Here is a 23,574-nt window from a genome sequence, read left to right on the forward strand (position 1 = left end):
GCGGAGAGGGAAGCTTGATCTGACACTGCCGTTCGAGAGAGGGTCACGGGGATGCCCGAGAGGGACGACGAGGAGCGGGAGTTCGACCTCACGTGGGCGGACGGCGCCGAGCACAAGGAGCCGTCGGCGCGGGCCCGCATGCTCGCCGCGCGCTGGAAGGACAACCCGCCCGGACCGGTCCCGTTCCGCGGCGAACCGGAGTACCGGGGATCGTCCGGCCGCTCCTCGTGGGTGTCGACGGCCGTGGTGCTCGGCTGCGTCGTCGCGGTGATCCTGCTGCTCGGCTACGCCGACTTCCGCCCGTACTGATCCCGGCTAGTCGTTCCGGGCGACGGCGACCGTCGGCGGGGTCCGGGAGGCGCGGAGGGCGGGCAGCGTTCCCGCGGCGGCGGTCACCAGGACCAGGGCGGTGAAGACCGCCGCGAGTCGTCCCGCCGGGACGCTGAACGGGGCGCTCGTCTCGGCGACACGGACCACCAGCCAGGAGTACGGCAGGCCGAGGGCCAGACCGAGGACTCCGCCCAGTGCGCCGTAGAGCGCGCATTCCACCGTGACCATGCGGTGCACGGCCGCTCCGCTGAGGCCCAGGGCCCGCAACAGCCCGAACTCACGGCTGCGTTCGACGACGGTGAGACTCGCCGTGGTCGCGACGCCGGCGACCGCCACCAGGACGGTCAGGCCCAGGACCATGATCACCGTCGTGGCCGTCGTCCGCAGGTCGTCCGATCCGCCGTTCCGTCCGGCCGAGGTCTCGGCGGTGACGCGGCCGTCGCCGCGCTCCGGGCCGGTCAACGTGTCGGTGATGGCCCGCTGCGCCCGTATCCGCCCCTGAGCGCTGTCCTCCGAGGCGTTGGCGGTGACCGTGGTGGGCGCGGTGTCCGCTCCCATGCGGGTGAGATCCGCGGCGGGGACGAAGAAGTTCCCTCCGTAGGGGCCGGCTCCGGGCAGCGTCGCCGCCACGGTGAGGTGGACGGGGCGGTCCCTGAACTTCAGCGTCACCCGGTCGCCCGCTTGGACGCCGAGCAGGTGGGCGTGGTCGGCGTCCACGACGACGTGGGCGGGGTCGAGGTGGTCGAGGGAGCCGGTGCGGGCGGTCAGGCCCACGCCGGAGCGGACGGTGCCGAGGTCGAGGTCGGAGATCGTCGCGCTGCGGGTGCCCTCGATGACCTCCGCCGTGCGGAACGCCGTCACGTCGGTCAGTTCGGGGTGAGAGTCCAGATCGGCGGCCAGCGACCGGTCCAGCGACTCGCTGTCCCTCCCGTACAGGTGGAAGTCGGCGGGCGTCTCCACCGCCTGCCGGTACCGCTCGTAGGCGTTCAGGGAGGCGAGACAGGTCAGGGTCGAACCGACCAGGCAGACGCCGAGGGCCACGACGACCGAGACCGAGGCCGCCCTGCCCGGCGCTCCCCCGACGCCCGCGACCGCGAGTCGGCCGGCCGCACCGGTGCGGCGCAGTGGCACGGCGACGGCCGACAGCACCGGCCGGACCAGAAGGGGGCCTAGGGCGATCAGGGCCAGGAAGGCCAGCCCGCCCGAGAGCACCACGACGGTCAGCGCCGCGAACCGGTCGTACCCCGTGTCTCCCGGCTGGGGCAGCCCGCCGTACTGCTGCCGGGCGAGGAGCGCGGCGCCCGCCGCGCACAGCAGGCCCAGCAGGGTCCGGCCGATGCCGCTCGCCGTGCCCTCCCCGGACGCCGCGCTGCGCAGGGCTTGCAGCGGGGAGACCCGTGAGGCGGTCAGGGACGGGGCCAGGACCGCCAGGACCGCCAGCAGACCGGTGCCGAGGACGGTGAGAGCGGCCTGCGTCAGCGGGAGGTGGGAGGGGGCGGACAGGTCGTGCCCGAACCGCCCGGCGACCGAGGGGACGAGCTGCCCGCAGCCCCAGGCCGCCAGCACACCGGTCACGCCGGCCAGCAGGCCGACCACCGCTCCTTCGGCGACGAGTGCGGCGGCGAGCCGTCGCGAGGTCGCCCCGATGGCGCGCAGCAGCGCCAGCTGGCGTACGCGCCGCGCGAAGACGATGCGGAAGGTGGAGGTCGCGACGAGCACGGCCGCGCCGACGGCGACGGCGAGGAAGACGGTGACCAGCTCCAGGGTGTCCTTCGCCTCCGTCACCGCCTCGCGGGCCTCCTGGTCCCGCACCTCGTCCCCGGGCCGTACCTGCGCTCCGGGCACCACCTGCCGGATCCGCTGCGTCAGCTCCGTCAGCTCCGCGGAACCGGACGCGGTGGGCGCGGTGTCGGTGCGGATGTCGATGCGGGTATAGCCCGACACGCCGAGCAGCTCCCCGAGCTGGGGGCCGGGGGCGTACCCGGTGGGCTCCGCGTCGTTCGTGGCGGTGCTGCGGACGATGCCGCTGACCTCGACCGTCACCCGCCGGGTGCCGTCGCCGTCGGATGCGGGCTGCAGCAGGGTGAGCGACGACCCCGGAGCGAGGTCGTGTTCCCTCGCGGCCTGCGTGTTGACGGCGAGCCGGCCCGGGCCGGAAGGGTACGTGCCGTCGAGCAGCCGAACTTCCGCCAGGGCGCCGGCGCCCGGGTCCGCGGACAGTTCGAGGTAGCGTTCGACGGCGCTGCCGCCCAGCGGGCTGCCGCCGTCGATCCGGCCGACGGCCTCGGTGACTCCGGGCGTCTTCCGGATCTCGCTCAGGCGGGCCTCGCCGATGTCCTCCCCGTCGTTGCCGGGCGTGACCACGATCGACGCCGCCTCGGGCGTTCCGCGGAACTTCCCGACGACGGTCGCGGTGATGATCTGCTGGGCCATGACGGCCCCGAAGACGACGAAGGCCGCGATCAGCAGCGACAGTCCGGTCGCCGCGAACCGGCCGGGACGTCTCAGGAGTTCCGCCACCTGGGAGCCCAGGACGGTCGCGCGCCACGGGGCCCTCATCGCCGCCTCCCCGGGACGGCGGCGGCGCGTACGGAGGGGGTGGGGTGCTCGTCCTCGACGACGCGGCCGTCCGCGAGGGTCAGTACCCGGTCCGCGTACCGCGCCGCCGCGGGGTCGTGGGTGACCATCACGACCGTCTGGCCGAGCTCGTCGACGGACCGGCGCAGCATGGTGAGTACTTCGGCGCCGGCCCGGGAGTCGAGGTTGCCGGTGGGTTCGTCGGCGAAGACCACGGCCGGCCGGGCCACCAGGGCCCGGGCCACGGCGACCCGCTGCTGCTGGCCCCCGGACAGCTCGGCGGGGCGGTGCGAGAGCCGGTGGGCGATGCCGAGGACGTCGCAGAGGTGGTCCACCAGCTCGCGGTCCGGGCGCCCGCCGGACATGCTGACGGGCAGCACGATGTTCTCGTAGGCCGTCAGCTGCGGCAGCAGGTTGAACGACTGGAAGACGAAGCCGATCCGCTTCCGGCGCATCTGGGTCAGCTGCCGGTCGGACAGTCCGGTGATCTCCGTTCCGTCCAGGACGATGCTGCCGGAGGTGACGGTGTCGAGTCCGGCGGCGCAGTGCATCAGGGTCGACTTGCCCGATCCGGAGGGGCCGACGACGGCGGTGAACCGGGCGCGCCGGATGCCGACGGACACCTCGTCGAGGGCCCGTACCTCGGCGGTTCCCTGACGGTAGGTCTTCACCAGGGCGGTGGCGGTGATGACGTCGTCCGGTGCGCGGTCGCGGGCGGCGGTGTGGACAGCCATGGGGACGGTTCCCGCAGTCCGGGTCAGGAGCCGAGCGGCGGCATGGTGAGGGTGACGCCGGAGTCCGAGCAGTGGCCCCGCGCCTCCTCCTGGAGCCCCTTCACGTCTTTCGCGGACGGCGCTTCGGGGGACTTCTGGGCGGTCGCCAGCGCCCATCCCTCGTACCGGGAGATCTTGGCTCCGAGGTAGCCGTCCTCCATCTGCGCGCGGCGCTCGTCGCCGGTCTTCCGCCACCACTTCTCCGCGTCCGGCGCGGGGCCGGTGGAGACCTCCGCGGCCTCGGTGACGATGCGCTGCGCCAGCCGGCAGTCCTCGGCGGACGCCTGGCTGAGCTCGTCGCGGTCCAGCCACCAGTACCCCGCCCCGGCGGCCAGGGCGGCGGCGATCACGGCCGTGGCCGCACCGATGACGAGACGGCTGCGCTTGCGGTTGCGCGGGGTGGGCGTGGTGTTCATCGAGTCCTCCGGTGTCTTCTCGGCCGCGTTCGGCGACAGTGAGAAGTCTGGAGTCCGGCGGCCCGCCGGACATCGGCCAGGAATCCGAGATCGGACGCGGCGGATCCGGCACACCGGACGGGGCGGCTCCTGCGCCTGAGGGGGCAGGACCCGGGGGCGCCCCTGCACCCTCAGGGGGAGGGGCGCACCCTCAGGGGGAGGGACGGACCAGCCCGGACTCGTAGGCGAACACGACGGCCTGGGCGCGGTCCCGCAGGTGCAGCTTCGCCATGAGGTTGCCCAGGTGTGTCTTCACCGTGGCCTCCGCGACGTACAGCTCCGCCGCGATCTCGGCGTTGGACAGTCCCCGGGCGACCAGGGCGAGCACGTCCCGCTCGCGCGCGGTGAGGACGTCCAGCCGTTCGGCCTGTCCGTTCGTCGGCGCCAGCCGGTCCGAGACCCGGTCGAGGAGCAGCCGGGTGATGCGCGGCGCCACCACCGACTCCCCCGCGGCCAGGACCCGGATGGCGTTCACCACCTCCGCGGCGGGGGCGTTCTTCAGCAGGAAGCCGCCGGCTCCGGCGCGCAGCGCCGCGAACGCGTCCTCGTCGTTGTCGAAGGTGGTCAGCACCAGCACACCGGGCGGATCGTCCAGCCGCATCAGCTGCTCCGTGGCCTGGATGCCGTCCATGACGGGCATGCGGATGTCCATGATGACGACGTCCGCCTCGACTTTCCGCAGCAGGTCGAGGGCGTCCGCCCCGTTCTCCGCCTCACCGACGACCTCGATGTCGTCCTGACCTGCCAGCACCATGGAGAAACCGGCCCGGATCAGCGGCTGGTCGTCCACCACGGCCACCCGGATCGTCCTGTCCGCCCGCGTCATCACTTCGTCCTTGTAGGAATCGAGGCACGTACGTGCCATCCGCTGCCGAGCCGGGGGCCGGCCTCGAAGGTGCCGCCGGCGAGCTCCACCCGCTCCCGCATCCCCACCAGTCCGTTCCCTCCGGAGCGGCCGGCGGCGCCGCGGCCGGCGAGGGCGCCCGCTCCGTCGTCGGTCACGTCGATCAGCAGTGTGCCCTGCTCCTCCCTGAGCCGGATGTCGACCCCTGCCCCGGCCCCGGCGTGGCGGAGCACGTTGGTGAGGCACTCCTGGACGATGCGGAAGGCCGTCATCTCCTCCGCCGGCGACAACCGTCCCTCGCCGACCTCGACCGACGCGTCCACGCTCAGCCCGGCGGCCCGTGCGCGTTCGGCGACGACCTCGATCTCGTCGAGGGTGACCAGGCGCCGTGGCGGGCCGCCGTCGGCGGAGTCGGGGTCGGCGGAGTCCGGTTTCCCCTCGCGCAGCACCCGGACGATGCGGTGCATGTCGTCGATCGCGTCCCGGCCCGTGGCGGCGATCGTCTTCAGCGCGGACTCCGCCATGTCCGGCGACTTGCGCAGCACGGCCCCGGCGCCGTCGGCCTGGAGGATCATCACGGCCAGGCTGTGCGCCACCACGTCGTGCAGTTCACGGGCGATCTCGGCCCGCTCCCGGGCCGCGGCCAGCCGGACGCGCTGCTCCTGTTCCCGCTCGGCGTGCCGGGCGCGGGCCGCCTGGCTCTCGGCGTAGAGGCGCCGCGTGTGCAGGGCGAAGGCCGTCAGCCAGACCGTCAGCGTCAGTCCCCAGTAGATCAGGAGCGTCTCGGGATCGGCGAACGGCTCGATGCCGAGGGCCGGGATCCCCACCGTCCCGGCCAGTGGGGCCAGCAACACCACGGCGCCCGCGAGGTACGGCATCCAGGTGGTCCGGGAGTGGTGGACGACCGACATCATGGCGAACAGCACGGCCACGTCGTAGGAGGCGGGCGCCGACGCCAGCGGGAGTTCGGGCAGGTCGTACAGGGCGAACTGGACGACGCTCAGCGCCAGGACGACCGCCAGCACCGTGCCGGGGAACCGTCTGCGGGGCAGCAGGCTCAGCGCCATCAGCCCGCCCAGGAGCAGGTCGTAGTCGCCGCCGTAGTACTCCGCCGCCATCAGGACCACCAGCGCGACACCGATGTCGCACGCCCGGGCGACGGCGCGTCCGTACCGGCCGGACGGCGTCATCCAGGACGACGGGACCGGGACCGTCCTCTCCTCAGCCAACCGTCGTACCTTTCTCCTCCGGCAGGGGTGCGACCGCGCGGCCTGCCGGCACAAGTGACGCCGGACCGCGGCGACTTCGGGGCGGGGGAGTTCCCCTCGCCCGCCCATACTGCCTCAGCGCGGCACGGCGGTGCCGGGCGCCCCGCGCGAGGGGCCGCCCGGCACCGGTCCGGAGCTCAGCGGTTGTGGCGCATGAACGCGCGCACCATGTGGCACGTGGTGTCCGACGGCGGGTGGACGCCGATCAGCCGCGCCGTGGTGCGGATCCTCTCGTTGCGGGCCTGGGCGGGCAGGTAGACGCCGGAGTCGAGCAGGGCGATGGCGAGCCGCATCGCCTTGAGGCGGCGGTTGTGCGTGACGTACCACTCGCGCGGGCGGCCCGCCGGGAGCGGGCTCTTCTCCACCGGGGCGCAGGGCAGTTCGAGCGGCACGGGACGCTTCGCGGTGGACTGGGTGGGCAGGGGCTTCGGCTTGAGTGCGGCAGCGGGCACGGGCATCCTCCTGTCGCGGTCGGGGCGGCCCGCCGAGGTCCCCGACGACCCCGGCACCACCCTCGAACACTGCTTCCATTCTACTGCCCGCCACCGACAATCAGCAGACCCGAAGGAGCCAATAAATGCCCTGGTGAGCACGGGTTTCAGCGGAGCGTCACACGGGCCCCGCGAGACACGCGCACGGGGCGGAAAATTCGAACAAAGGCGAGGCGGCGTACCGTGGGCGGCATGGAGATCTGGATCAATCCCGCCTGTTCCAAATGCCGTAGCGCCCTCAGCCTGCTCGACGCCGAGGGGGCCGACTACACCGTCCGCCGCTACCTGGAGGACGTGCCGGGCGAGGACGAGATCCGGGCGCTGCTGGAGCGCCTCGGGCTGGAGCCGTGGGACATCACCCGGACCCAGGAGGCCGTCGCGACGGAGCTGGGCCTCGAGGAGTGGGCGCGGGAGGCCGGGACGCGGGACCGCTGGATCGCGGCGCTCGCCTCGCACCCCAAGCTGATCCAGCGGCCGATCATCACGGCGGACGACGGCACGGCGGTCGTGGGCCGCACGGAGGACGCCGTACGGGACGCCCTGTCCCGCTAGCATTCCGGCCGGGAGACCCGCGGACCAGCAGAACCCGGCCAACAGCGCGCCTCGCCAGCCGGAATGGCTCTTATCCGACTGTGGAGGAAAGGGTTCTCTAGTAGACAGGGCCCATGGGGATCAGACTCGGGGTACTGGGGCCGGTCGAGGCGTGGCACAACGGTGAATCCCTGGCTCTGGGCCACACGCTCCAGCGCGGCGTCCTCGCCGCGCTCCTCGCCGGGCCCGAGTCCGAGTCCACGGTGTCGGTGGACCGTCTCGTGCGGCGTCTCTGGGGGGCCGATGCCCACCGCCCCGGCCAGGGGTCGCTCTACAACTACATCTCCCGTCTCCGGAAGACGCTGCGGCCCACGGGCGTCACCATCGAGCGCACCTCGGGTGGTTACCGCGTTCCCCGCGGCGCCGTGTCGGTGGACGCCAGTTCCTTCATCGAACTGGTCGGCCTGGCACGGTCGGCGGCGCGCGACGACGACGCCGCGGCCCGGTTACGGGAAGCGCTGTCCCTCTGGCGCGGGACCCCGTGCGCCGGTCTGACGTCCCCCTGGTTCGAGGAACTGCGGAGCGATCTGCAGAACCGGCGACACGCGGCCGAACTGGACCTGCACGATGTCGAGCTGAGGCGCGGACGGCACGATGCGCTGGTTCCCGCGCTACGGGCCTGCGCCGCCGCTCACCCCATGGACGAGCGGGTGGCCGGGCAGCTGATGCTGGCGTTGTACCGCTGCGGGCAGCCCTCCGAGGCGTTGCGGCATTATGAATCGATACGCCAGGAACTCGCCGACGAACTGGGTACCGACCCCAGCCGGGAGCTTCGGCAGTTGCACCGGGCGATCCTCACCTCCGACAAGGCCCTCGATCTTCCCGCCGCACGCTCCCGGGCGGCCTCCGCCCCGTCTCCGTCGGCCCCTCGTCCCACGCCTCGGCAACTCCCGCACTACGGCACGGGCCTGGTGGGCCGCTCCGAGGAACTGGCCGCACTGGACGCGGCGGTGCGGACGGACGAGCCGACGATCGTCCTCGTCACCGGCATGGCGGGAGTGGGAAAGACCGCCCTGGCCGTCCACTGGGCCCGGCTCGCCGCCGCCCGCTTCCCCGACGGCCAGCTGTACGTGGACCTTCGCGGACACGGTCCGGGGCAGCCGCTGGTCCCCCTGGAATCCCTCGCCCTGCTGCTCGGCGCGCTGGGATTCACCGCGTCCGACATCCCCGGCGATCTCCAGCAGGCGGCGTCGCTCTTCCGGTCGGCCGTGACGGGACGGCGCCTGCTCATCGTCCTCGACAACGCCCGCTCGACCGACCAGATACGCCCGCTGCTGCCCGGGGCACCCGGCATCAGCGTCGTGGTGACCAGCCGAACGCGGCTCACCGGCCTCGTCGCCCTCGACGGCGCCCGGCTGTTGCCTCTGGGCCTCCTCGGCGGCGACGACGCCGCCGCCCTGATCGTCCATGTCCTCGGGCCGTCCCGGACCAGCGGCCGGCAGCGGGACGTGACCGGCCTGGCCCAGTGCTGCGGCCGGCTCCCGCTGGCCATCCGCATCGCCGCGGCGCAGCTCGCCTCCTCCCCGGAGACCGACATCGGCGCGCTCGTCCACCGGATGACGAACCGCTCCAGGCTCGCGGAGCTGAGCATCCGGGAAGACGCGCAAGGTACCGTGCGCACCGCGTTCCAATACTCCTACACCTGCCTCGGAGCCAGGCAGCGTGCGCTCTTCCGGCTGCTCGGGACGCTTCCGTTCGCGACGTTCTCCGCTGATCTCGCCGTCGCCCTGCTCGACGCCCCGCGCGACGAGACAGAGGCGCTGCTGCACCAGCTCGCCGACGCTCACCTGGTGGAACAGCCGTCCGCGGAGCGGTTCGCGTTCCACGACCTGATCCGCCTGTTCGCGGACGAACGGGCCCGCGCCGAGGACTCCCCCGCCGAGCGGACCGCCGCACTGCGCCGCGCGTACCACTGGTACACGCGGCGGGCGGACAGCGCGGCGCGCCTCATGTTCCCCCAACTGGTCAGGCTGGCCCCGCCGAAGAGCGGCGGCACCACCTTCCCGACGGTCGCGGCGGCGGCCGAGTGGCTGGCGACGGAACTGCCCCATCTGGTGACCGCCGTCAGGACGGCACAGGAGTCAGGGGTTCCCGAGGCGGCCTGGCTGCTCGTGGACGCGCTGCGCGGACACTACCTGGCCCGACGGACCACCGCGGAGTGGATCGACATCGCCACCGCCGGCATCGCCGCCGCCGAGGCCGCAGGCGATCTCAGGGCCCAGGCGATCTGCCGGCTCAGCCTCGCGCTTGCCCACCAGTGCCGGGGGGACTACGACCTCAGTGTCGACCAGCACCGGCGCGCCCGCGCCCTGGCCGAGCGGTCGGGCTGGGCGCACTGTCAGTCGGCGGCGCTCACCGCCATGGGAGTGGCCCATTCGATCCAGGGGCGCACCAAGGAGGCGGTCGCCTGCTGGGAGCGGGCACTGCGGATCGACCGTGCTCTCGGCCTCGAGGCGACCATGGCCGTCAATCTCAGCAACCTCGGCACCCTCCACACCCTCACCGGCCGGCTGGACCTGGCCATCGCCCACCTGCGTCAAGCCCAGGAACTGCACCGCGCGGCGGGCAGGGACCGCGGCCAGGCAGCCGCCCTCATCAACCTCGGCGTCGCCCACCACCAGAGCGGGGACCTCGACTCCGCCCGTCTGTGCCTGAGCCGCGCCCGCGAACTCGACGCCGGACTCGGCCACCTCGACGGAGAGTGCGCCGCGCTGGCCCATCTCGCCGAGGTCGAGGCCGACGCGGGACGGCCCGGCGTGGCCCTCGGGCACGCCCAGCGGGCACTGGCCCTGGTACGCCGCGTGGGAGACCCGTACGCCGAGTCGAGCGTACTCAACGCCCTCGCCACCGTGCGGCACTCGGCCGACCAGGACGGCATCGCCCTCCTGCACTACCGCCGCTCCCACCGCCTGGCGCAGCGCACCCGGAGCCGCCAGACGGCCATCGGCGCGCTCCTCGGCATGGCACGCGTCCACCTGCGACACGGCCGGTCCGGCCAGGCCGGGCAGTACGCCGCCCAGGCCTGTTCCCTGGCCCGCGAATCCGGCTACCGGCCACTGCTCGACCAGGCACTCGGCATCCTGGGAGCGGCACGCGCCGGTGGCGGTGACCACCGTGTCCGGCCCGTAGCGGGGCACGGCCCCATGAACGCCGCGTCCCGTCCGGCGGGCGCGGGTTCGGACGCGGGATGACTTCCGGCCGCTGCGGCGCACTGGACCGAACGCCGTCCAGTGCCCTGCCGGGCGGCCGCCGCGCGCACCGCCCCCGGAAAGCGTGATCCACGGGCAGCGGCGCCGGGGAAACCCGGGCGGCTGGCTCACGCGATCCCACGGACGTCCCCCGGGCAGGCACCGCCCTGGCTCCGTCATGAGCCGTCACCGGCCCTGCCGAGGCTTCCCCGGCTCAGGAATCCCGGCCTCCGGATCAACCACCAGGTGTGCCCTCACCGGCCACTTCCAGATCCGCTCCAGGTTCGTTCACGGCGGCTCGGGCAGCGTGAAGCCCGCAAGCCGGCCGAAGCCCAGAGACAAGAAAGGCCACGCGATGAGACTCCGTCACGCCCTTGCCGCTCTGCCCGTCGCCGCTGCCCTGGCGGTGACCACCGCCACCAGCGCCCAGGCTGCCACCACCATCCGGCTCTCCGGCTCCAGTTCCTCCGGAAACAGCTCCGTCTCCGGCTACTACGAGTACTGGGGGGACGGCACTGCGGGAGGCAAGGCCAAGTACGACGGCACGTTCACCGATGTCACGCTGCGTGACGCCATATCGGGGAACGGCCTGGGTTCCGCCCTCGTGCTCGAGTACGACGAGTGGAAGAACGGCGCGTGGAGTCACGTCGGCAAGTACATCTCCCGCAAGGGCGCCCACGGAACCACCTCCTGGTCGTTCAACGACAAGGCGAACATCCGGGCCTGGGTCTGCGACTACAACTCGGCCGGCAGCTGGCTGAACTGCACGAACCTGTTCTGACCGAACCACGAACGGTCGCCGGCGCCCGCCGGTGATCCCACGGAAAGGATCTTCCATGATGCGCAAGCTCGGCCTGACCGTCACCCCACAGCGGGCCATCGCCACGCTCACCACCAGCGCGGCCGTCGTCATGATGGCGGCGGTCGGAGCCTCGGCCGCCACGACATCGGGCACGGCCGGTTCCGCACCCGCCTCCCTGACGCCCGCGGCGGCCTCGGGCTACGAGTACATCGGCGAGTTCAGCCGCTCGACGTGCTACGACCTGCGGGACTCCTACGCCGGTGCCGCCAAGTGCGTCCGGAACGCCGGCGGCCTGTACGACCTCTACGTCTGGGTGTGACCCACCCGCGGACCGTACGAACCGGGCCCGGCCCCCGCGATCACCTCGCGGGGGCCGGGCTCCCGGCTTTACGGCACGCGACAGCTCGACGCCCTTGTGATGCACGCCACTTCGGCTGCCCGACCCAACCGCTGAGCAACCCTGTTCGGTATCTCGTACATAGCGGCGTACGCTCCCCTACCGCTTCAGGAGGCGCGCATGTCGCGCAGGAGAACCCCCGGCCCGAGGAAGAAGCTCGCGCTGTTGCTGAGCGCCGCGACGGTGGCGGGAGGCGGGGCCTTCGCCATGGCGACCACGTCGAACGCCGGCCCGCCCGCGGCCGCCACCAAGTCGGCGGCGGACTCGACCGTCTGCCAGGGGCTCGCCACGGCGCTCGGCGACAACCAGGAGTTCATCGAGGGCCAGCGGGCCGCCCCGGACGCGCGGTCCGAGGCGCGGATCGCCAACCGCGAGGCGGTCATCGCCCAGATCCGGCGCCAGCAGGAGGCGTCCGGGTGCACGGTGGGGGAGTCGGCTCAGGACTCCCAGGCCGCGCAGCCGCAGCAGCCCGCCCCCTCGCAGCCGGCCGCGGGTGACCAGGCCGGGCAGGCCGGACAGGGCGGACAGGCCTCCGGTGAGCGGGTGTGCAACGGGTCGACCGTCACCCTCTCCGGCGAGGACGGCGCCCCGGCCGCGTCCAGCGACCGGTTCCCGGCCGGCACGAAGCTGAAGGTCACCAACCTGGACAACGACAGGTCCACGACGGTGGAGGTCACCTCGGTGTCCGGCAGCTGCGTGCTGCTCAACAACGCGGCCTTCGAGCAGGTCCGCGAGGCGGGCAAGTTCCTGATCCGCCGTGCGGTGATCGAGAAGGTGGGGTGAGGCCGGGGTTCGTCGCGGATTCCCAGGGCCCGCCGCTCCCCCGCCGGGGCGGCGGGCCCGCCCGTGCCCCCCGCGCGGCCGGGCCCTCTCCGCGCGCGTGCTCACACGGTGGGGACGGACACGGTGGGAGCGGGTAACACGGGGTTCACACACGGGCAATGGCCGGGAAATCGCCTGTTGACAAGCTGCGTGACATCGACGGCGGCGCCCCAGTGCCGCAGCGCCGCAGCACCCGCACAAGCGCCCAGACCCACCCCAGAAGGATGTGGACCGTGAGCTTCAAGGCCGAGTACATCTGGATCGACGGCACCGAGCCGACCGCCAAGCTGCGTTCCAAGACGAAGATCCTGGCCGACGACGCCAAGGGCGCGGAGCTGCCGATCTGGGGCTTCGACGGTTCCTCCACCAACCAGGCCGAGGGCCGCTCCTCCGACTGCGTCCTCAAGCCGGTCTTCGTCTGCCCGGACCCCATCCGCGGCGGCGACGACGTCCTGGTGCTGTGCGAGGTCCTGAACACGGACATGACGCCGCACGCGACCAACACCCGTGCCGCGCTGGCCGAGGTCGCCGAGAAGTTCACCGCACAGGAGCCGGTCTTCGGCATCGAGCAGGAGTACACCTTCTTCCAGGGCTCCCGCCCGCTCGGCTTCCCCGTGGGCGGCTTCCCGGCCGCGCAGGGCGGCTACTACTGCGGTGTCGGCTCGGACGAGATCTTCGGCCGGGACGTCGTCGAGGCGCACCTGGAGAACTGCCTGAAGGCGGGCCTGGGCATCTCCGGCATCAACGCCGAGGTCATGCCAGGACAGTGGGAGTTCCAGGTCGGCCCGCTGGCCCCGCTGGAGGTCTCCGACCAGCTGTGGGTGGCCCGCTGGCTGCTCTACCGCACGGCCGAGGACTTCGACGTCTCCGCCACCCTCGACCCCAAGCCGGTCAAGGGCGACTGGAACGGCGCCGGCGCACACACCAACTTCTCCACCAAGGCGATGCGCGAGGGTTACGACGCGATCATCACCGCGTGCGAGTCGCTCGGTGAGGGGTCCAAGCCGCTGGACCACGTGAAGAACTACGGCGCCGGCATCGACGACCGTCTCACCGGTCTGCACGAGACCGCCCCGTGGAACGAGTACTCCTACGGCGTCTCCGACCGCGGCGCCTCGGTCCGCATCCCGTGGCAGGTCGAGAAGGACGGCAAGGGCTACATCGAGGACCGCCGTCCGAACGCCAACGTCGACCCCTACGTGGTGACCCGTCTGCTGGTCGACACGTGCTGCACCGCGCTGGAGAAGGCGGGCCAGGTCTGATCCGCACCGCGGTCCGCGCGGGGGCGTCCACCGTCGGGGTGGGCGCCCCCGCGCGTCGTCCGAGCGGTGAGAGGGGGCTCCTGCCGGGCGCGGGTGTCTGCTTCAATGGGGGCATGGCCAGCTTCCGTAAGTACGACGCGACAGGTCGCCGTGACCTCGAGCCGTTCTGGCCCTCCCGTCAGCACCACGACTTCGACCGGGTGTGTCGTCGCGCGACGAACGCGCCGGCCCTCTAAAGCCCCGACACCCGGCGGCCTTCGGCCGGCGCGAACCGCGTACGTCCTCGACGAACCCCTTCGCGCGAAAGAGCTGACGACTCATGGCGACCACCCGTTCCCTGTCCTCCGTGTCCTCCGTCTCCCCCACCGCCCACGCTCACCCCCGGCTGCGTGCCGTCGACCGGGACGAGGTGGTGACCGTCGCGGACCTGCTGCCGCCGGGCGCCACCTGGCTGCCCGCGCCGCAGCACGCCCTGCCCGTCCTGCCCGGCCGCCCCCCGATGGTCGGCTACCTGGTGCTGGTCCCCGCCGACCAGCAGCCGCCGTTCCCGGTGCCTGACCAGGCCGGCTCCCCCGGCCCCGGGGCCACCGACGACCCGCTGATCCGGGTCGACACCGTGCAGCGCACCGCCCACGTCGACGGACGCCGACTCGACCTCACCTACCTGGAGTTCGAACTGCTCGCCCATCTCGTGGCGCACCCGGGCCGGGTGCACACCCGGGACCACCTGGTCGGCACGGTGTGGGGCTACGGCCATGTCGGCGACGGCCGTACCGTCGACGTCCACATCGCCCGGCTGCGCCGCAAACTGGGCGCCGGGCACCGGGACACGATCCACACGGTGCGCCGGGTCGGCTACAAGTACGTTCCGCCGGCCGGGCGCTGAGCCGCCTGCGGCCGGTCTGCCGACAGCAGATTCCCGTTCCCCCGGACCGCCCGGCCGGGCAGAGTCACCGGCATGAGACTTCTGATGCTGGGCGGTACGGAGTTCGCGGGACGGGCCGTCGTCGAGGCGGCCCTCGGGCGGGGCTGGGAGGTGACCGTCTTCCACCGGGGACGGCACGAGGCCCCCGGGGGCGCGCGGACGCTGCTGGGCGACCGCACCGCGCCGGGCGGTCTGGCCGCGCTCGACGAGGACCCCGGAAAGTGGGACGTCGTCGTCGACACCTGGTCGGCCGCACCGAACGCGGTGCGGGACGCGGCGCGGCTGCTGCGGGGCCGCGCCGGGAGGTACGTGTACGTGTCGAGCTGCTCGGTGTACGACTGGGCCCCGCCCGCCGGGTACACCGAGCGGGCGCCCGTGGTGGCGGGCGCCCGTGCCGACGCCGGCCCCACGGACTACGCGCGGGACAAGCGGGGCGGCGAGCTGGCCGCCGTGGACGCCTTCGGCGCGGACCGGTCGCTGCTGGTGCGGGCGGGACTGATCCTCGGGCCGTACGAGAACGTGGGCCGGCTGCCCTGGTGGCTGGGCCGGACGGCGCGCGGCGGGCCGGTCCTCGCGCCGGGCCCGCGCGACCTGCCGCTCCAGTACGTCGACGTCCGCGACCTCGCGGAGTGGATCCTCGGGGCGGCGGAGCGGGAGCTGAGCGGTCCGTACAACCTGATGTCGCCGCAGGGGCACACCACCATGGGCGAACTGCTGGAGGCGTGCGCCCGGGTGACCGGGGACCGGGCCGAACTGCGGTGGACCGCGCCGGAGGTGATCCTCGGGGCGGGCATCGAGCCGTGGACGCAGCTGCCGGTGTGGGTGCCGCCGGGCAGCGACCTGCACGACGCGCTGCACTCGGCGGACGTCTCCCGGGCGGTCGCGGCGGGACTGCGCTGCCGCCCGGTCGCCGAGACCGTGGCCGACACCTGGGCCTGGCTGCGGGGGATCGGCGGCACTGCCCCGCAGCGTCCGGACCGGACGGTCAAGGGGCTCGATCCGGAGGTGGAGGCGAAGGTGCTCGCGGACACCCCGGGGGTGTAGGCAGCACCACCCCGCGACCGGGGGGACCGGCCCAGTGACCGGCGCGTCCCGCTCCACCAGAATCCTCTCCATGACCATCGACACGAAGAGCCGCGACGGGCAGCGGGAGCGGCACATGAGGGGCACGGCGAAGGGGGCGGCGCGGGCCCTGGGACTGGCGCTGGTGTCGCTGCCCGCCTCGGTGCTGTGCTTCGTGCTGTCCGCGGTGTCCGTCTCGCTGATCCCGATCGGGGTCGGCATCGTCACCACCCCGTACGTGCTCACCGCCGTGCGGACGTACGCGAACTGGCGGCGGGTGCTGGCGGCCGAGTGGGGCGGGGTGCGGATCCCTCCGTCGTACCGGCCGGTACCGGAGGACGCCAACCCGTGGGGGCGGACGTTCGAAATGCTGCGCGACCCGGCGACTTGGCGGGACCTGCGGTGGCTGCTCGTCGACATGACCGCGGGCTTCACCACCGCGCTGCTGCCGGCCGCGCTGCTGCTCTACCCGCTGGAGGGGTTCGCGCTGGCGGTCGGACTGTGGCGGGTGATGCCCGACGGGTACTGGTACGGCTTCGTGCCGGTCTCCGACCAGACGTCCGCGCTGGGCGCCGGTGTGCTCGCCCTCGTCCTGCTGTTCTTCGCGCACTTCGTCACCCCGCGCCTGCTGGACGTCCACTTCCGGCTCACCCGGGCGGTGCTCGGCTCCGGCCGGGGCGAGCTGACCGAGCGCGTGCGGGTGCTGACCGAGACCCGGCGGGACGCCGTGGACACCTCCGCCGCCGAACTGCGGCGCATCGAGCGGGACCTGCACGACGGGGCGCAGGCGCGGCTGGTCGCCATGGGCATGGATCTGGGGACGGTCGAGGCGCTGATCGAGAGGGATCCGGCGAAGGCGCGTGAACTGCTGGCACAGGCCCGGCGGTCCTCCGCCGAGGCGCTGACCGAGCTGCGGGAGCTGGTGCGCGGCATCCATCCGCCGGTGCTCGCCGAGCGCGGACTCGGTGACGCGGTGCGGGCGCTGGCGCTGCGGCTGCCGGTGGCCACGGAGGTGACCGTGGAGCTGCCCGGCCGGGCCGAGGCGCCGGTGGAGTCGGCCGCGTACTTCGCGGTGAGCGAGGTGCTCACCAACGCGGTGAAGCACTCCGGGGCGGACCGGGTCTGGATCGACCTGCACCACGCCGACGGCCACCTGCGGGTGACGGTCACCGACAACGGCAGGGGCGGCGCGGTGATCGGGGCCGGTTCGGGACTGACCGGGGTGGAGCGCCGGCTGGGTACATTCGACGGCGTCCTCGCCGTCAGCAGCCCCGCCGGCGGCCCCACCCTGGTGACCCTGGAGATCCCTTGCGCGTTGTCCTAGCCGAAGACCTCTTCCTGCTGCGCGACGGACTCGTGCGGCTCCTCGAGGCGCACGACTTCGAGATCGCGGCGGCCGTGGAGTCCGGGCCCGAACTGGCCCGGGCGCTGGCCGAGCTGGAGCCCGACGTCGCCGTGGTCGACGTACGGCTGCCGCCGACCCACACCGACGAGGGGCTGCAGTGCGCGCTGGAGGCACGGCGCGAACGGCCGGGGCTGCCGGTGCTGGTGCTCTCGCAGCACGTGGAGCAGCTGTACGCGCGGGAGCTGCTGGCCGACGGCAGCGGCGGGGTGGGGTATCTGCTGAAGGACCGGGTGTTCGACGCGGAGCAGTTCGTGGACGCCGTGCGGAGGGTGGCGCGGGGAGGCACGGCGATGGACCCGCAGGTGATCCAGCAGCTGCTGGCGCGGCAGTCGGGCAGCGACCGGCCGCTGGCGCGGCTGACGCCCCGGGAGCTGGAGGTGCTGGAGCTGATGGCGCAGGGGCGGACCAACGCGGCGATCGCGGCCCGGCTGGTGGTGACGGAACGGGCGATCGCGAAGCACACCGCGAACATCTTCGCCAAGCTGGGACTCGAGGTCTCGGACGACGACAACCGGCGCGTGCTGGCGGTACTCGCCTATCTCGACCACGGCCGGTGAAACCGGGCCCACCTCTTGACTCCCGGTGGGGGATCGACGACTGCCGGTGTTCCAGGTGCTGTCGAAGCCGACGTGGGCGTACGGACTTCTCATCGATTTCCGGGACGGGTGAACATCCCCGGGGCGGCTCCCGTACTCAAGGGAGCCGCTTCACTCCTGTCGGGCCGCTCGATGCCCCGCAATGGGATGCCCCCCGTAAGGAAGGTCAAGAGGAGTTCCATGGGACGCAACACAAGAAAGCGCCGTATGCCGCTGGCCACCAAGGTGACAGCCGGGGCGGCGGCCCTGGCGCTCGGTGGGGGCGGGCTGGTCTGGGCCAATTTCCACGCCTCGGCCCACGAGGACGGAGGCCACAACCGGACGAAGTCGAGGGGGGCGCAGGTCGCCACGATCAACTGCCCCGACGTCGGCCAGAAGCTGACGAAGGTGCCGAGGAAGGCACGCAGGGGCGTGGCGAGGGAACTGGCCCTGCTGGACCGCCAGATCACGGACGCCTACACGCGCCTCGCGGAGACGCGCCAGGCCCAGGCGGGCGACGCGAGCTACGTCGACAACGCCATCCTCGGGCCGCTGAAGTCCAAGCGGACGGCCACCCTGGACCGGATCGGCATCAACATCGACCGGGCGGGCGGCACGGCGCCGCGCGACCTCGGCCGCCTCGCCCGCTGCCAGGGCGTCCCCGTCGGCCGCCCGGGCGACGGAGGCGGCCAGGGCGACGGAGGCGGCCAGGGCGACGGAGGCGAGCAGGGCAACGGGGGCGAGCAGGGCAACGGCGGACAGGCCCGGAACGGGCCCGTCGCGGACGACTTCATCGACATCGAGGACGTCCGGCCGAACTCCCGCGACCTGCCGAACGGTCTGGCCGCGAACGGCGACGGCGGTTCGACGGGCAGCTTCACCACCGAGTGCGGCACCAACGAGAACGCGCTGCGCAACTCGGACAACGTGATCGTCGCTCCCGGCGTCAGCAACGGCGCCCAGCACCAGCACGACTACGTCGGCAACCAGGCCAACACCGCCTTCGCGAGCGACGAGGACCTGGCGAACGGCGGCACGTCCTGCCAGAACCAGGGCGACCGGTCGTCGTACTTCTGGCCGGTCCTGCGCATCCAGGACGGCACGCAGGACATCGACCAGGACCAGCCGGGCGGCGGCCGGGACGGCAACGTCGGCAAGATCGTCGCGCCCACCGACGTGGAGCTGAAGTTCGTCGGCAACCGGACGAGCGACGTCGTCGCGATGCCCAGGGCACTGCGCATCATCACCGGTGACGCGAAGGCCTTCACCAACGGCCTGAACAACGCCAACACCGCCTGGAGCTGCACCGGATTCGAGGACCGTCAGGTGACGGACAAGTACCCGGTCTGCCCCGAGGGCAGCGGCGTGGTCCGGACGTCCGCCTTCCAGAGCTGTTGGGACGGCCAGAACACCGACAGCGCCAACCACCGCACGCACGTCGACTTCGTCGAGGCGGACGGCACCTGCTCGAACGGCTTCCAGGCCATCCCCCAGCTCCAGGTCCGCCTGGTCTACGACAACATCCCGGCCCCCCGGATCGACAACGGGCAGCTCGTGAACCCGTACGCGGTGGACACCTTCCCCGAGCAGCTGCACAAGCCGGTCACCGACCACAACGACTTCATCAACTTCTTCGACGAGGACCTGATGGACCGGATGGTCGAGTGCATCAACAGCGGCCAGGACTGCCAGTAGTCCGGCAGCCCCGTGACCCGGTGACGGGAAGGGGCCGGCGGTGGGAGATCCCGCCGCCGGCCCCTTCGTCCGTCCGCGGGCCGCGGGTCAGCCGTGGTGGCCGCCCCGGTTGTGGCTGCCGCCGGGGTTCATGTGCTCGGACCCCTCCTCCATGGTCCCGCCGAGCATGCCGCGCAGGGCCGTGACGGTCCTCTCCTCGCCGACGGCCACCCACTTGCGGCCGACGAGGTAGTAACCGCCGTAGTCCTTCGCCGTGTCGAGCCATTCGCGCTGGCCGCGGTCGGTGGCGAAGGTGGCGAGGACGTACTTCTCCTCGCCCTTCCCGCACAGCGCCTGGCGGATGGTGTCGGCGTCGGTCTGCATGTCCGGCTCGCACTTCGCCTCGGCGGCCAGGCGCTCCAGGCTGCCGGTCGCGGTGGGCGGCGCCTGCTCCTCGCCGCCGCCGGACCCGCAGCCCGCCAGCGCCAGGACCGCCACCGCGCCGGTCAGCGCGAGCATCGGTCGGGTCACCCTCATGTGTTCCTCCGGTCGTCGACGGCGACATCGTGACGGCGGCACGCCGTACGGGGCCCCGGCTCGGGGGCCCTCGGCCTTGGATACGGCCGCGACGGCCGCGGCGCTCAACGGCCGCGCGGGTCAGGTGACCATCCGCCGGTTCGCTCGTTGCGCTGGACGTGCAGTCACAGGATGCCGGCCCGCCCTCCCCCGCCTCCCTCGCGGCCGGTCCGGCCGTGGACGTCGAACAGGCCGAGGCCGCGCTCGTCGAGCACTACCCGCGGCTCGTCCGGCTCGCCTACCTGGTGCTGCCGTCCGGCGGGGGCCGGAGCAGGCGGGTGCTCACCGCGCACTCCCTGGTCCAGCGGGCACTGCCCCGGAGCCGCACCCCCGCGCCGTCGATCCCCGCCCAGCGGGCCGGCCGTGACGGCGGCCCCGGGTACGCGCTGATCCGCCTCCAGGTGCTGCGTACGGCGCTGGGGCGCGGGGCGGGGCTGCCGCCGCCGCTCCCGCGGGTGTGGGGTCTGAAGCTGTTCCCGCGCTCGGGCGGCGCCGACGAACTCGCCCTGGACCAGCGGTTGTCCGCGCTGTCCGGACCGGCCCGCGCGGCCCACGCCCTGCGCGGCCTGGAGCGGCTCCCGGACGGGGACGTGCGGGAGGTGCTCCGGGCCGCGGGCGTCGCCGACGCGGACGCCGCGCTGGAGGAGGCCGGCCGGATCCCCGACCCGTACCGGCTGCTCGGCTCCCCGGGGTTCGACCCCTGCGTGCTGCAGGTCCGGCCGACCGATCTGCTGCGCCGCCGCCGGCGTCTGAAGGCCGCGCTGGTCGCCGGGGCGGCGCTGGCGGTGTGCGGGACGCTGCTCGGGCTGCCGGGCGACGGCTGGGGCCCCGACGGCGCCGCCGCGCCCCCGTACGCGCGCGATCCGGCCGCGCAGGACGCGCTGGACCCGGGGAAGCTGTCCCGGGTCTCCCCCACCGCGTGGCGGACCTCCGCGCGCACCGACTTCTCCGTGTGGCCGGCGCGCGGCGACCGCACCGGCGACCGGGCCCTGCTGCGCCGCGCCCTCGCCGTCTGGGCCCGGCCCGGGAAGGACGTCCAGGTGGCGGCGACCCCGGGCACCCCGTCCGGCGGCCCCGCCGGCCCGCCCCAGCTGCTGTACGCGGGGACGGTCGACACCGCGCACGTGGTGGTCCTGTACGACGGTCTGCGCGTGGCCAGGTACGCCGAGCCGAAGGACGGCACACGGGGCGCCGTGCTCGACTTCGCCCGGGTCGACGGCGCCGGGCGGGCCGGTTCGGGTGCGGTGGTGCTGAGCCGGGCCGACGGCAACGTCCGTTATCTGACCGCTCCCTGGGTGCGCGGGGCGGGCGAGCGGGACCTGCGCAGGCCGGGCTCCGCCGCGAGGGACCTCGACCTCGCCGGCGGGGTGACCCCGCCGCTGGCCGGCCCCGCCGCGCGGCCGGGGCCGTGCACCTCCTGGAACGTGCTGGAACTGACCGACGGCACCGGCACCCGGCTGATGACCGACCTCGGCGAGCTGGTCCCGGCCCACCTCACCGCCGGGCGGCCGGGCCGGGTGCGTGAGGTCTCCGGTGCGAAGGCCCTGCGCACCTGGGCGCCGTACGCCTGCTCGCTGGGCGCGGTGCGCTCGGCGGGGGTGCGGAGCGTGAACGCCTGGGCGTTCGCCGGGCAGCCGCTGCCCGGCGGGAGCGGGGAGGCGGCGTGGGTGTGCACGCGGGCGGAGACCTGGCGGGGCGGCGGGACGCGGGTGCTGGCGCAGTTCCACACGCCGGGCGGGCGGTTCGGGGTGGTGGCGGCGAGGGCCGAGGACGTACCGGCGTGCGGGGAGCGGGAGCCGCGGGTGCTCGCCGGGGTGTTGTGGAGGTCCGGGACCGGTGACTGGTACCTGCTGGCCGCCGGCAGCCGCGGCACGGAGTCCGTCAGGGCGACGGGCGGTGTCGAGGGTTCGGCACGGGGCCGCCTGCTGGCCCTCCGCGCCGAGGCCGGCGCCCGGGCGGACCTCGAGGGCCGGCTGGAGGACGGGCGGGCGGTCGGCGGACTGCGCTAGCCGGGCGAACACCGCTGTCCGATCAGGACCGTTCGAGGCCTGAATCGATCGGTAAGGTGTTCGCATGACTACCGGGGTACGGCGCAGGATGGGCGTGGAGGAGCGGCGGCAGCAGTTGATCGGCGTGGCCCTCGAACTGTTCAGCCGGCGTTCCCCCGACGAGGTCTCCATCGACGAGATAGCGTCGCGGGCGGGTATCTCCCGCCCGCTGGTCTACCACTACTTCCCCGGCAAACTCAGCCTGTACGAGGCCGCGTTGAGGCGGGCGGCGGAGGACCTGGCGTCCCGGTTCGAGGAGCCGCGGAAGGGCCCGCTGGGGTCGCGGCTGCGCCGGGTGATGGCCCGCTTCTTCGACTTCGTCGACGAGCACGGGCCCGGTTTCGCCGCCCTGATGCGCGGCGGCCCGGCAGTCGGCTCCTCGGCCGCGAACGCGCTGATCGACTCCGTGCGGCAGGCCGCGTACGGCCAGATGCTGGCGCACCTGGGCGTGGTGGGTCCGGCGCCGGCGCGGCTGGACCTGGTCGTCCGGTCCTGGATCTCCCTCGTCGAGTCGACGGCGCTGATCTGGCTGGACGGGCGGCGGGTGCCGCGCGAGGAGCTGGAGGCCCAGCTGGTGCAGGACTTCGCCGCACTGGCCGCCGTCGCCGCCGCCCGCGACGAGGAACTGGCCGCGCTGCTCCGTGACCTGCTCGAGAACGAACCGGGCGACGGGCCCTTCACCGACCTCGCCACCCGGCTGATCTCGCTGGCGGCCCGGTGAGCGCCGTGGCGACGTGGGGCCTGGTCGTCGAGACGACCGTGGGCGCCGCCGACCGCAAGCACACGGAGGCCCACGTGGTGGCGCACGTCGAGGGGACGCGGGAGGAGGCGCTCGCGGAGCTGGAGCGGCGGGCGCGGAGTCATGTGCCCGCCCATCCGCTGCACCACAAGCGCCGTCGCCTCCTCAGGAGCGGCGACGGGTTCCTCCTCGTCGTCGACGGAGCGTGGAGCTCGTTCGTCACCCGGTTCACGGTGGCGGAACTGCTGGAGGACTCCGCGGCGCCCGCCGCGCCGGAACCCGTCGTCGAGGCGCCGTCTCCCGCTCCTCCTCGCCCGACGGCGGAGCAGCCGGCCGAGCTGGACGCGGACGGGGTGCCGGTGCTGCCGTCGTGGCTGGGCCGCCGCGACCTGTCGTGAGGCCTACTCGCCCTCGAACTTCCGGTACGAGGGGTCCAGGTCGCGGACCTCGGCGGAGGCGTGCAGCACCAGCCCTTCGGCCGGCTTGACGTGCTGCCGCAGCAGTTCCAGGACGGCCTCGGTGAGCCGGGCCTTGGTCTCGTCGCTGCGGCCGGCCAGCAGGGCGATGTGGACGTGCACGAGGGCGTGCCCGTCGGTGTCGGGGCCGACCACGACGTCCTCGGTGGGCCGGAACCGCGTCTTGCACGCCGGCGGCTTGGCGGCCGCGATGTCCACCACGGCGGTGTGCAGGTCCCGCGCGAAGGCGGGCCGGTCGAAGCCGTCCGCGAGCGGCCCGGAGTAGTCGACGGTGATCTGCGGCATGAGCCCTCC

The 23,574-nt window shown here is 73.5% G+C and carries 23 protein-coding genes; 15 read left to right on the forward strand and 8 right to left on the reverse strand.

The genetic code is table 11. From position 1 onward, the window contains the following. Nucleotides 1–51 precede the first annotated feature (51 nt). Nucleotides 52–309 carry an SCO2583/SCO2584 N-terminal domain-containing protein gene (locus ACZ8ZB_RS09825; protein ID WP_470737317.1) on the forward strand — a complete coding sequence of 86 codons (258 nt, stop codon included), beginning with the start codon at nucleotides 52–54 and terminating at the stop codon, nucleotides 307–309. A gap of 6 nt (nucleotides 310–315) precedes the next feature. Here ACZ8ZB_RS09825 and ACZ8ZB_RS09830 read toward each other — a convergent pair whose 3' ends face one another. The 6 genes from ACZ8ZB_RS09830 to ACZ8ZB_RS09855 form a co-directional block, all read right to left on the reverse strand. After that, nucleotides 316–2,889 (reverse strand): ABC transporter permease, encoded by a 2,574-nt coding sequence (locus ACZ8ZB_RS09830; protein WP_470737318.1) that lies wholly within the window; start codon nucleotides 2,887–2,889, stop codon nucleotides 316–318. After that, nucleotides 2,886–3,641: an ABC transporter ATP-binding protein gene (locus ACZ8ZB_RS09835; RefSeq protein WP_470737319.1), complete on the reverse strand. Its 756-nt coding sequence runs from the start codon at nucleotides 3,639–3,641 to the stop codon at nucleotides 2,886–2,888. The genes ACZ8ZB_RS09830 and ACZ8ZB_RS09835 overlap by 4 nt, the downstream gene beginning before the upstream one ends. A gap of 23 nt (nucleotides 3,642–3,664) precedes the next feature. Further along, nucleotides 3,665–4,096, reverse strand: a complete 432-nt coding sequence (locus ACZ8ZB_RS09840) for a hypothetical protein (protein ID WP_470737320.1) — start codon at nucleotides 4,094–4,096, stop codon at nucleotides 3,665–3,667. Nucleotides 4,097–4,286: 190 nt separating this feature from the next. Continuing rightward, nucleotides 4,287–4,961 carry a response regulator gene (locus ACZ8ZB_RS09845; protein WP_470737321.1) on the reverse strand — a complete coding sequence of 225 codons (675 nt, stop codon included), beginning with the start codon at nucleotides 4,959–4,961 and terminating at the stop codon, nucleotides 4,287–4,289. Beyond that, nucleotides 4,961–6,208 carry a sensor histidine kinase gene (locus tag ACZ8ZB_RS09850; RefSeq protein WP_470737322.1) on the reverse strand — a complete coding sequence of 416 codons (1,248 nt, stop codon included), beginning with the start codon at nucleotides 6,206–6,208 and terminating at the stop codon, nucleotides 4,961–4,963. Before ACZ8ZB_RS09850 ends, ACZ8ZB_RS09845 begins: the two co-directional genes overlap by 1 nt. 176 nt (nucleotides 6,209–6,384) lie before the next feature. Further along, complete coding sequence (locus ACZ8ZB_RS09855) at nucleotides 6,385–6,699, reverse strand: hypothetical protein (protein ID WP_470737323.1); 315 nt, start codon at nucleotides 6,697–6,699, stop codon at nucleotides 6,385–6,387. Between the two features lie 231 nt (nucleotides 6,700–6,930). Between ACZ8ZB_RS09855 and ACZ8ZB_RS09860 the strand changes: the two genes are divergently transcribed. From ACZ8ZB_RS09860 to ACZ8ZB_RS09910, 11 genes are all read left to right on the forward strand, one after another. Beyond that, complete coding sequence (locus ACZ8ZB_RS09860) at nucleotides 6,931–7,290, forward strand: arsenate reductase family protein (RefSeq protein WP_470737324.1); 360 nt, start codon at nucleotides 6,931–6,933, stop codon at nucleotides 7,288–7,290. A gap of 113 nt (nucleotides 7,291–7,403) precedes the next feature. After that, a complete protein-coding gene (locus ACZ8ZB_RS09865; RefSeq protein WP_470737325.1) occupies nucleotides 7,404–10,520 on the forward strand; it encodes an AfsR/SARP family transcriptional regulator in 3,117 nt (1,038 codons plus the stop codon). 352 nt (nucleotides 10,521–10,872) lie between these two features. Next, nucleotides 10,873–11,298 (forward strand): hypothetical protein, encoded by a 426-nt coding sequence (locus tag ACZ8ZB_RS09870; RefSeq protein WP_470737326.1) that lies wholly within the window; start codon nucleotides 10,873–10,875, stop codon nucleotides 11,296–11,298. 55 nt (nucleotides 11,299–11,353) lie between these two features. Beyond that, nucleotides 11,354–11,638, forward strand: a complete 285-nt coding sequence (locus ACZ8ZB_RS09875; RefSeq protein WP_470737327.1) for a hypothetical protein — start codon at nucleotides 11,354–11,356, stop codon at nucleotides 11,636–11,638. Nucleotides 11,639–11,836: 198 nt separating this feature from the next. Further along, nucleotides 11,837–12,499, forward strand: a complete 663-nt coding sequence (locus tag ACZ8ZB_RS09880; RefSeq protein WP_470737328.1) for an RlpA-like double-psi beta-barrel domain-containing protein — start codon at nucleotides 11,837–11,839, stop codon at nucleotides 12,497–12,499. A 272-nt stretch (nucleotides 12,500–12,771) separates the two neighbouring features. Continuing rightward, nucleotides 12,772–13,800, forward strand: a complete 1,029-nt coding sequence (glnII, locus tag ACZ8ZB_RS09885; protein ID WP_470737329.1) for a glutamine synthetase — start codon at nucleotides 12,772–12,774, stop codon at nucleotides 13,798–13,800. A gap of 319 nt (nucleotides 13,801–14,119) precedes the next feature. Next, on the forward strand, nucleotides 14,120–14,686 hold the full coding sequence (locus tag ACZ8ZB_RS09890; protein WP_470737330.1) for a winged helix-turn-helix domain-containing protein: 567 nt from the start codon (nucleotides 14,120–14,122) through the stop codon (nucleotides 14,684–14,686). A 72-nt stretch (nucleotides 14,687–14,758) separates the two neighbouring features. Then, complete coding sequence (locus ACZ8ZB_RS09895; protein ID WP_470737331.1) at nucleotides 14,759–15,769, forward strand: NAD-dependent epimerase/dehydratase family protein; 1,011 nt, start codon at nucleotides 14,759–14,761, stop codon at nucleotides 15,767–15,769. A 70-nt stretch (nucleotides 15,770–15,839) separates the two neighbouring features. Then, nucleotides 15,840–17,111 (forward strand): sensor histidine kinase, encoded by a 1,272-nt coding sequence (locus tag ACZ8ZB_RS09900; RefSeq protein WP_470737332.1) that lies wholly within the window; start codon nucleotides 15,840–15,842, stop codon nucleotides 17,109–17,111. Beyond that, entirely contained in the window at nucleotides 17,096–17,749 is a 654-nt protein-coding gene (locus tag ACZ8ZB_RS09905; protein WP_470737333.1) for a response regulator transcription factor, read from the forward strand. Before ACZ8ZB_RS09900 ends, ACZ8ZB_RS09905 begins: the two co-directional genes overlap by 16 nt. Nucleotides 17,750–17,968: 219 nt before the next feature. Next, nucleotides 17,969–19,462: a DUF1996 domain-containing protein gene (locus ACZ8ZB_RS09910; protein WP_470737334.1), complete on the forward strand. Its 1,494-nt coding sequence runs from the start codon at nucleotides 17,969–17,971 to the stop codon at nucleotides 19,460–19,462. Between the two features lie 87 nt (nucleotides 19,463–19,549). On the opposite strand, the gene ACZ8ZB_RS09915 is transcribed toward ACZ8ZB_RS09910, so the two are convergent. After that, nucleotides 19,550–19,978, reverse strand: a complete 429-nt coding sequence (locus ACZ8ZB_RS09915) for a hypothetical protein (protein ID WP_470737335.1) — start codon at nucleotides 19,976–19,978, stop codon at nucleotides 19,550–19,552. Nucleotides 19,979–20,136: 158 nt separating this feature from the next. Here ACZ8ZB_RS09915 and ACZ8ZB_RS09920 point away from each other — a divergent pair, with 158 nt between their 5' ends. From ACZ8ZB_RS09920 to ACZ8ZB_RS09930, 3 genes are all read left to right on the forward strand, one after another. Further along, the gene (locus ACZ8ZB_RS09920) at nucleotides 20,137–22,026 is read left to right on the forward strand and encodes a hypothetical protein (RefSeq protein ID WP_470737336.1); all 1,890 of its coding nucleotides are present in this window, start codon (nucleotides 20,137–20,139) and stop codon (nucleotides 22,024–22,026) included. A gap of 64 nt (nucleotides 22,027–22,090) precedes the next feature. Then, nucleotides 22,091–22,786, forward strand: coding sequence for a TetR/AcrR family transcriptional regulator (locus ACZ8ZB_RS09925; protein WP_470737337.1), 696 nt, complete (start codon nucleotides 22,091–22,093; stop codon nucleotides 22,784–22,786). After that, a complete protein-coding gene (locus tag ACZ8ZB_RS09930; RefSeq protein WP_470737338.1) occupies nucleotides 22,783–23,202 on the forward strand; it encodes a hypothetical protein in 420 nt (139 codons plus the stop codon). The genes ACZ8ZB_RS09925 and ACZ8ZB_RS09930 overlap by 4 nt, the downstream gene beginning before the upstream one ends. Nucleotides 23,203–23,205: 3 nt before the next feature. Here ACZ8ZB_RS09930 and ACZ8ZB_RS09935 read toward each other — a convergent pair whose 3' ends face one another. Continuing rightward, entirely contained in the window at nucleotides 23,206–23,565 is a 360-nt protein-coding gene (locus ACZ8ZB_RS09935; RefSeq protein ID WP_470737339.1) for a 5-carboxymethyl-2-hydroxymuconate Delta-isomerase, read from the reverse strand. Nucleotides 23,566–23,574: the final 9 nt, after the last annotated feature.

Source organism: Streptomyces sp. 12E (genome assembly GCF_055633275.1).